Genomic DNA, 8,071 nt, shown 5'->3' with positions numbered 1-8,071 from the left:
TTTGGAATATAAATTTGTTTCAAAACAACAAGAAAATTATACTTATGGAAGCTTATACTGCTGATGATCGAGAGATATTATATAACAAAGTTCAAGAAACATTAAAAAAAGCAAGATCAAATCCAATGACTATTGCCAAACAGAAAAAGTCTGCTGTGGAAGTGGCTTATTTGGAGGAGTTGGAGATAGAAAAGTTTTCTAAAAAATTAAACGATTACAAGCAACTGCCTCTTCAGGCAAAAAGTTTAGATATTTTACAAATCAATCTAGGTTATTTATGCAATCAAGTTTGTAATCATTGTCATGTGAATGCAGGACCCGCTAGGAAAGAGCTGATGTCTGTAGAAACTATGAAGGATTGCTTAAAAGCATTAGATTTAGGTGGTTTCTCCAGTGTTGACTTGACTGGAGGAGCTCCGGAGATTCATCCAGATTTTAAATGGTTTGTAGAACAGTTGTCTGAGAGAAACGTGAAAATTATTGTGAGAAGTAATTTAACAATTCTAACTTTTAGTGAAGAATATCATTACCTACCAGCTTTTTTTAAAGAACATCAAGTTGAGGTTATTGCGTCCATGCCATGTTATACGTTAGAAAATGTGGACAAACAAAGAGGAGAAGGTGTTTTTGATGCTTCTATTGAAGGTTTGCAAATATTGAATAGTGTTGGGTATGGAATTGAAAAGGGGTTGAATCTTCATTTGGTCTATAATCCAGGAGGTCCATCTTTGCCGGGTTCTCAGGAGGGATTGGAGCGAGACTACAAAAGAATGCTAAAGGAAAACTTCTCTATTGATTTTAACAATTTGTATACCATCACCAATATGCCAATCAGCCGTTTTCTAAATGATTTAAAATCAAAGAACAAAGTAGAGGACTATATGAATTTATTGGTTGATAATTTTAATTTAGCAGCCGTTGAAAATGTAATGTGTAGGGATACTATTTCTGTCAGATGGGATGGAGTTATTTTTGATTGTGACTTCAATCAAATGTTGCATTTACCTGTGATAGATAAGGAGTATCAACACATCAAAGACTTTTCTAAAAAGGATCTTGAAAACAGAAACATTTTACTTAAAAACCATTGTTATGGTTGTACAGCCGGTGCTGGGTCTAGTTGTCAAGGTGCAATTTCTTAATGATTTAAAATGAAAAATAATTTAATCGTCATATTTGTTTTTTCTCTAGTGTTTCAAATGACTGCTCAAACCAAAAAGTTTGATAAACTTTTAAAAAGAAGTTTGAAGGAAACAGTGCCTGTCTTGACCGTGGGAGAGATTGATTCTCTAGATAATTATCTGGTGCTAGATACAAGAGAACCAAAGGAATTTGAAACGAGTCATTTAGAGAATTCAGAACAAATAGGTTTTGATTTTTTTAGCATAGACAGTGTATTGCAAAAACACCCTAACAAAGACAAAGCTATTTTAGTGTATTGCTCGATTGGAATCCGCAGTGAAATGATTGGAGAAAAATTGTTAAAGGCTGGCTATAAAAATGTCTACAATTTATATGGAGGTATTTTTGAATGGAAAAATCAATCTAAAATTGTTGTCGATAAAAACGAAACGCCTACTGAAAAAGTGCATACCTTTTCTAAAGAATGGAGCAAATGGTTGACAAATGGAGAAAAGGTGTATGAAAAATAAAAATCTACTCATTCTTTTTACCAGAAACCCTGAGCTAGGGAAAGTTAAAACTAGGTTGGCTGCCTCTATAGGTGATCAAAAAGCATTGGATATTTATAAAGAGTTGTTAAGTCATACTCAAAATATTGCCCTAAATGTCAATGCAGACAAGAATTTATATTATTCAGAATCTGTTGTTAATTTTGATGATTGGGACGAAACTATTTTTTCTAAAAAAGCGCAACGTGGAAATGATTTAGGAGAGAAAATGTTAGATGCCTTTAAGGACGGGTTTTCAAAAGGGTATGAGAAAATTATTATTATTGGATCTGATATTTATGATTTGCAAACATCTCATATCTGCAAAGCCTTTGACGATTTAGAAAAATTTGATACTGTTCTTGGTCCTGCACAGGATGGTGGCTATTATTTATTGGGGACAAAACAATTGATTCCCGAACTGTATAAAAATAAAAAATGGGGAACGGAATCTGTGTTAAAAGACACGATTGCAGATTTAGATGGTTTGTTTTCAGTTTCATTTTTAGAAACTTTAAATGATATTGATGTAATTTCGGATATAAATCCCGACTCATATTTAGGTAAATACCTATGATATGAAAAATCTACTTTTATTTATGTTCGTGTTGATTGGAACTTTTCAATTGACAGAAGCCCAATGTACCAGAGTGGCGCCTTTTGCCGTAGGACCGATTGGAGATTATTCAATCTCGGGAAATGCAACCTTAACCTTTTTAGCAGATGGAACCAAAACGCTTAGTTTTGATTCTAACTTCTCAACGACTTCTGGTCCTGACTTACATGTTTATTTGTCAGAATCAACCATAGTATCCACACCTGGAGGGGTGTTGATTACTCCAAATACGATCGAAGTAGGGGTGTTGAAAAGTGCTACTGGTAGCCAGAGTTATGATTTGACAAATTTAAGTCCTGTTGTTGGGTTGAATGATTACAGTTATGTACATGTGCATTGTAAAATGTATGATCATTATTGGGGGGGAGCTACTTTTACTGCAGAATCTGGTGTTGATTGTGGAAATTTGTCAGTTGATTTGATTGAAGAAGATTTGGTATTGATCTATCCTACACTGGTGACTCAAAATTCTTTTTATATCGAATTGAAAAGTAACCTTAAGGCAAACATATTTTTATATTCGTTGGTAGGAGAATTGATTGAAAGAAAAATTGGGGTTTCGGATGAAATAAATTCTATTGAAACAAGAAATTTACCAAATGGAATTTATATTTTACAAGTGCAATTTGATGGTAAAGTTCGCACTCAAAAAATTATAATAGAAAGATGATAAAAAAAGTAGAGTCTACAGTTTCTTTTTTAAAAGAGCAAGGAATTGAAGATGCCAAAGTTGGAATTATATTAGGAACAGGACTAGGAAAACTGGTGGATTCCATAACAATAGAAAAAACAATACCCTACAATGAGATTCCAAATTTTGCCGTTTCTACTGTAGAGTCACATGCGGGTAATTTAATTTATGGAAGTTTAGGAGGTAAAAAAGTTATAGCGTTGCAAGGACGTTTTCATCTGTATGAAGGCTATTCTTTTTCCGAAATAACATTTCCTGTTCGAGTACTAAAATATGTAGGGATTGAAAATTTGTTAATATCCAATGCTGCAGGGGCTATCAACCCGACCTATAAAAAAGGAGAATTGATGTTGATAGAAGATCATATTAATTTACAAGGAGGTTCTCCATTGGCAGAAAAAGGAATCGAAGAATTTGGTCCTCGATTTGTTGATATGATAGAACCCTATGCCGCTTCTTTGAATTATAAATTAAAGGAAATTGCTCAGTCTAATGACATAAAATTATTTGAAGGAGTATATGCTGCAGTGGTAGGACCTCAATTAGAAACGAGAGCGGAATACAGATATTTAAAAATAATTGGATCGGATGCTGTAGGGATGTCTACAGTGCCAGAAGTAATTGTTGCAAACCAGATGGGATTGCCCTGTGCCGCGATATCGGTGTTAACAGATGAGTGCGACCCAGATAATTTACAACCGATAAATATTCCGGAAATATTGGCGTTTGCAGCAAAGGCTGAACCTAAGTTAGTGGAGTTGTTTTCAAACTTGATTGAGGAATTATAATAAAAATGATAAAGCAAGCTAAAGAATTTTAGGTTGTTATAAATAATAAGAGATATGAGTTATTTAGATACGACACATGATGTGTATAAGGAGGCGGCTTTAACGCCAGATGTTGGACTTTGTTGTACTACAAACCCTATTTGGGAACTGCCAGGATTGAAGATTCCGAAAATCATGCAAGAGATGAATTATGGATGTGGAAGTACTGTGAATGCTAGAGATTTGACAAATTCTCCTAGGGTTTTATATGTTGGAGTTGGAGGAGGAATGGAATTGTTGCAGTTCTCCTATTTTTCTCGTCAAAAAGGAGGTGTGATTGGAGTGGATGTGGTGGACGAAATGTTAGAGGCTTCAAAGAAAAACTTTAAAGAAGCCGAAGCTCAGAACTCTTGGTTTAAAAGTGAATTTGTAGAGCTGGTAAAAGGAGATGCCTTACAATTAAATGTTGCTGATAATAGTATTGATGTAGCTGCTCAAAACTGTTTATTTAATATTTTCAAAGCGGATGATTTAAAAAAAGCGATCTCAGAAATGTATCGTGTGTTAAAGCCACATGGACGTTTGGTAATGAGTGATCCTACTTGTGAGCAACCAATGAACGAAACATTGAGAAACGATGAACGATTGAGAGCTCTTTGCTTGAGTGGAAGTTTACCGATTGCTGAATATGTGAAAATGTTGACGGATGCCGGATTTGGAACTATTGAAATTAGAGCAAGAAAGCCCTATAGAATATTAGATCCAAAAAATTACCCAACCGATGAATTGATTTATATAGAATCTATAGAAGTGGCCGCCATAAAAGACCCAATGCCTGAGGATGGACCTTGTATTTTTACTGGTAAGGCAGCAATCTATTATGGTGAGGAAGATTTCTTTGATGATGGTAAAGGACATACCTTAATAAAAAATCAACCATTAGCAGTTTGCGACAAAACAGCTGGAGCTTTAAAAGCTTTAGGAAGAGACGATATTTATTTTAGCGAGTCTACCTTCCATTACGATGGAGGTGGGTGTTGCTAAAACAAGGAGTTATAATTATCTTTATCCTAGTCGTAAACCGACTAGGATTTTTTTTATGGTAGAAATTTGGAACTTATTTAAATATTCATTCATCGGATATGGCAATTATTTAGTTGAGGAGATTTTACACCCTTCCTGGGATAATTATTTCTATGCCTTATTGGTGATTTCTCTATTTGTTTGGGGACTAGAGATGTTTTTTCCTTGGAGAAAAAATCAAAAAATTATTAGAAAGGACTTCTGGTTGGATACATTTTATATGTTTTTCAATTTTTTTATTTTTAATATGATTGCATATATAGCCCTTTCTTCAGCTGCAGAAAATTTCTTTTTGTCTGTGCTTTCCTTTTTTTCTACAGAATTAAATTCTTTGCAATTGTTTGATGTAAACAGCTTTCCTTTCGTGCTTAGATTGTTGCTGTTTTTTGTAATAACTGATTTTGTGCAATGGGGAATTCATAGATTATTGCATGCTAATAAGTGGTTGTGGAATTTTCATAAAGTTCATCATTCTGTAAAAGAAATGGGCTTTGCGGCTCATTTAAGATATCATTGGATGGAAACTATAGTATACAGGACCCTATTGTATATTCCTCTTGCTTTGATTGGAGGGTTTCATGTGGATGATGTTATTTTTGTACATCTATTTGCCTTAACGATTGGGCATTTAAATCATGCCAATGTAAAATTGAATTATGGACCTTTAAAATATATTTTCAATAATGCTGAAATGCATATTTGGCATCATTCAAAAGAATTACCAGAAGGGAATAAACATGGGGTCAATTTTGGTATTTCCTTAAGTCTCTGGGATTATATTTTTAGAACCGCACATGTGCCGCATTCGGGCAGGGATCTTGAGTTGGGGTTTGACAAAGATGAAAAATTCCCTAAAGATTTCTTGCATCAGGAAATGTATCCTTTTAAGGAATAATATTTTCTTTTTAGAGGTCTCGTTTTCGAATTAAATCAATTTCTCTTAAGTCATTTTTTACATTATACAAGAACTTAAATTATTCGTTCTTAAATCCTTCGTGTTTAATTTTAATTGCTTTGTATTGATTAAAAGAAATTTAGTAGATTTACATTCGAAATATTAAGAAATAAATTAAACCTTATAAACTATGAGAAAATCATTTATTGCATTAGCACTTTTAGTAGTTACTAGTTCTGCGTTCCTTACATCATGTGCTGAGTCAGTTAAACAAAAAACTTTAGATAAAATTTTAGCACAAAAAACCATTGTAGTTGGTACTACTGGTCAGCAATTTCCATTTACATTCAAAGGAGCATCAGGTGAGTTAGAAGGGATTGATATTAAAATTGCAAATTATTTAGCTAAGGAATTAGGAGTTGCTGTTAAGTATGAAGTAATGGATTTTGAAAATTTAATTCCAGCGGTGCAAAACGGTCAAGTTGATATCGTATTTTCTGGAGTTTCAATTACTACAGAAAGAAATGCAAAAGTTGTTTTTCCAGGAGTATATTTTAAAAGTGGAAAATCAATTTTAACTAAAAGTAAAAAATTATCTAAAGGAGATGCTGAACATGTAAATATCTCTACAGTTACCTTGGCTACTACCAAAGGGACAACAAGTGAAGAGTTTGTTAAAAATAGATTCCCTAATGCTCAATTGGTATTGGTTGAGAACAATGCAGAAGCTATTGCTTTATTAGGAGCTGATGAAGTTCATGGTATTGTTGCTGATTTTGAAACTTGTGAGAGTCTTGCTTTTGGATATGAAGAAAGCTTCTTGTATTACAATAATATTTCTAAGTCAACAGAAAAAGAATTTATCAGCCCAGTAATTGCAGCGCATGACAACCACTTTACAAACTTAATAGCTAACTATATTACTAGAATCAACGCAGAAGATAAGTCTGAAACAATAGATGAAATTTGGTATGAATACGCTAAATAAAAAGTCATAAAGATTATAAAAAAAGCTCCTTATTAAGGAGCTTTTTTTATGCCTTGTTATTAGAAATACTGCCCAATCCCGAACACCATTCCATGAGAATTTTCAGTAAGTCCAACACCATAGTCAATTCTAAAGACAGCATTGACTATTTTTTTGTGAATGAACCTCAGACCTAAGCCAGAGAAAACAACAATATTATCAGAGTTGACAAAATCATTTAAGCTACCTCCAGGCGTACGCCATGATCCAGAATCGATAAAAGCATTTCCTTGAATAGCAAAAATTGGAGTGTCGATCACAGAGTGTCTGTATTCCGCATTCCAAACAATAGATCCAGTTCCTCTATCAATAATATTTCCAACTCCTCTAATGTTTACATTATTATCCAAAGCAAAAGGAGCGAAAGGCGAGTCGTTGTTGGTGGCCAAACCTATTCTTAAACGCGTGGCAAAATTCCCACGGTTTTTGATTCTTTTGTAGTATAAAATATCATTCCAACCGATCAAGAAATTTGGAGAGGATACGTTGGTTTCAGATGTTACATATTGGAAATTAAAAATGTCTTTAAATCCAGAAACATATTGGTAATGATACGTAAGGTTATCATGCTGATATATTAATTTATACAACACCTTATCTTCAATTAATTCATCAATTGGTGGACTCACATCGCCCTCTACTGGCACATACTTATAATCTTCTCTAAAAATATTGACACCGGCACTAAATCTGTTTTTGGCATCAATTTCATAGAGTGCTAGTACTTCATAGGAAGTGTTGTTGTATTTGTAATCTACAGTTCCTTGTTCAAAAAACACGGGTTCTAAAGAGGTGAAGTTTTGATAACTTAAACCTACGCCAAATTTTTTAGAGAATAAATAAGGCGCCTGAAAACTGATGCGATAGGAATCATAAATATCTTTTTGATAAAATCCTCCTAGTACCATCCCCTTACCAAATAAATTATATTCTGTCAAACCAACTCTATAGGCTACCTCTTCATTGTTTGTGGTATACACATTGAATAAAGGAATGATGGAAAAACTTTCTTCTATTTCAAATATTACTTGAGACTCTTGCCCATTTTGTTTGATGCTATAACTAGCATGTGCCACCGCTGGTAATCTTTTTAAGAATTTCACATCATTTTCTACAACACTAGAATCTAATTTGGTGTTGGGTTTGGTGCTCACTACCTTTTTTAAAAAGCTCGGTTTGATTTTTTTGATCCCTATAAATTGAACTTCCGAAATCAATTTGTCCTGAGCTGAGATGGAACTAAAACAAAAAAATAAAAAGATAAAGTGGTAAGCTAATTTCCGCATTTATTTAGGGTTGAGAAGAAAAGAATTCTTTAATAG

General features: G+C 33.6%; 9 protein-coding genes. 8 read left to right on the top strand and 1 reads right to left on the bottom strand.

What is annotated here, in order from left to right:
• The 8 genes from arsS to P8H68_RS11705 form a co-directional block, all read left to right on the top strand.
• Window positions 1-1,142, top strand: a 1,142-nt coding sequence (gene arsS, locus P8H68_RS11740; RefSeq protein ID WP_366144943.1) for an arsenosugar biosynthesis radical SAM (seleno)protein ArsS, incomplete at its 5' end; no start/stop codon positions are given.
• Window positions 1,143-1,151: 9 nt separating this feature from the next.
• The gene (locus P8H68_RS11735) at window positions 1,152-1,652 is read left to right on the top strand and encodes a rhodanese-like domain-containing protein (protein WP_300325316.1); all 501 of its coding nucleotides are present in this window, start codon (window positions 1,152-1,154) and stop codon (window positions 1,650-1,652) included.
• Window positions 1,627-2,247, top strand: a complete 621-nt coding sequence (locus P8H68_RS11730) for a TIGR04282 family arsenosugar biosynthesis glycosyltransferase (protein WP_300325315.1) — start codon at window positions 1,627-1,629, stop codon at window positions 2,245-2,247. The genes P8H68_RS11735 and P8H68_RS11730 overlap by 26 nt, the downstream gene beginning before the upstream one ends.
• Window position 2,248: 1 nt before the next feature.
• On the top strand, window positions 2,249-2,956 hold the full coding sequence (locus tag P8H68_RS11725; protein ID WP_300325312.1) for a DM13 domain-containing protein: 708 nt from the start codon (window positions 2,249-2,251) through the stop codon (window positions 2,954-2,956).
• Window positions 2,953-3,765: a purine-nucleoside phosphorylase gene (locus P8H68_RS11720; RefSeq protein ID WP_300325309.1), complete on the top strand. Its 813-nt coding sequence runs from the start codon at window positions 2,953-2,955 to the stop codon at window positions 3,763-3,765. Before P8H68_RS11725 ends, P8H68_RS11720 begins: the two co-directional genes overlap by 4 nt.
• Before the next feature lie 54 nt (window positions 3,766-3,819).
• Window positions 3,820-4,788 (top strand): arsenosugar biosynthesis arsenite methyltransferase ArsM, encoded by a 969-nt coding sequence (arsM, locus tag P8H68_RS11715; RefSeq protein ID WP_300325308.1) that lies wholly within the window; start codon window positions 3,820-3,822, stop codon window positions 4,786-4,788.
• A gap of 55 nt (window positions 4,789-4,843) precedes the next feature.
• The gene (locus tag P8H68_RS11710; RefSeq protein WP_300325306.1) at window positions 4,844-5,722 is read left to right on the top strand and encodes a sterol desaturase family protein; all 879 of its coding nucleotides are present in this window, start codon (window positions 4,844-4,846) and stop codon (window positions 5,720-5,722) included.
• 190 nt (window positions 5,723-5,912) lie between these two features.
• The gene (locus P8H68_RS11705; RefSeq protein WP_300325303.1) at window positions 5,913-6,710 is read left to right on the top strand and encodes a transporter substrate-binding domain-containing protein; all 798 of its coding nucleotides are present in this window, start codon (window positions 5,913-5,915) and stop codon (window positions 6,708-6,710) included.
• 59 nt (window positions 6,711-6,769) lie between these two features.
• Here the strand turns inward: P8H68_RS11705 and P8H68_RS11700 are convergent, their stop codons facing one another.
• A complete protein-coding gene (locus P8H68_RS11700) occupies window positions 6,770-8,035 on the bottom strand; it encodes a POTRA domain-containing protein (protein ID WP_300325300.1) in 1,266 nt (421 codons plus the stop codon).
• Between the last annotated feature and the right edge of the window lie 36 nt (window positions 8,036-8,071).

Source organism: Flavicella sp., assembly GCF_029238425.1.
Taxonomy (GTDB): domain Bacteria; phylum Bacteroidota; class Bacteroidia; order Flavobacteriales; family Flavobacteriaceae; genus Flavicella.
Note: the sequence above shows the minus strand (reverse complement) of the source record. Positions and strands in the feature narration are given on the sequence as shown.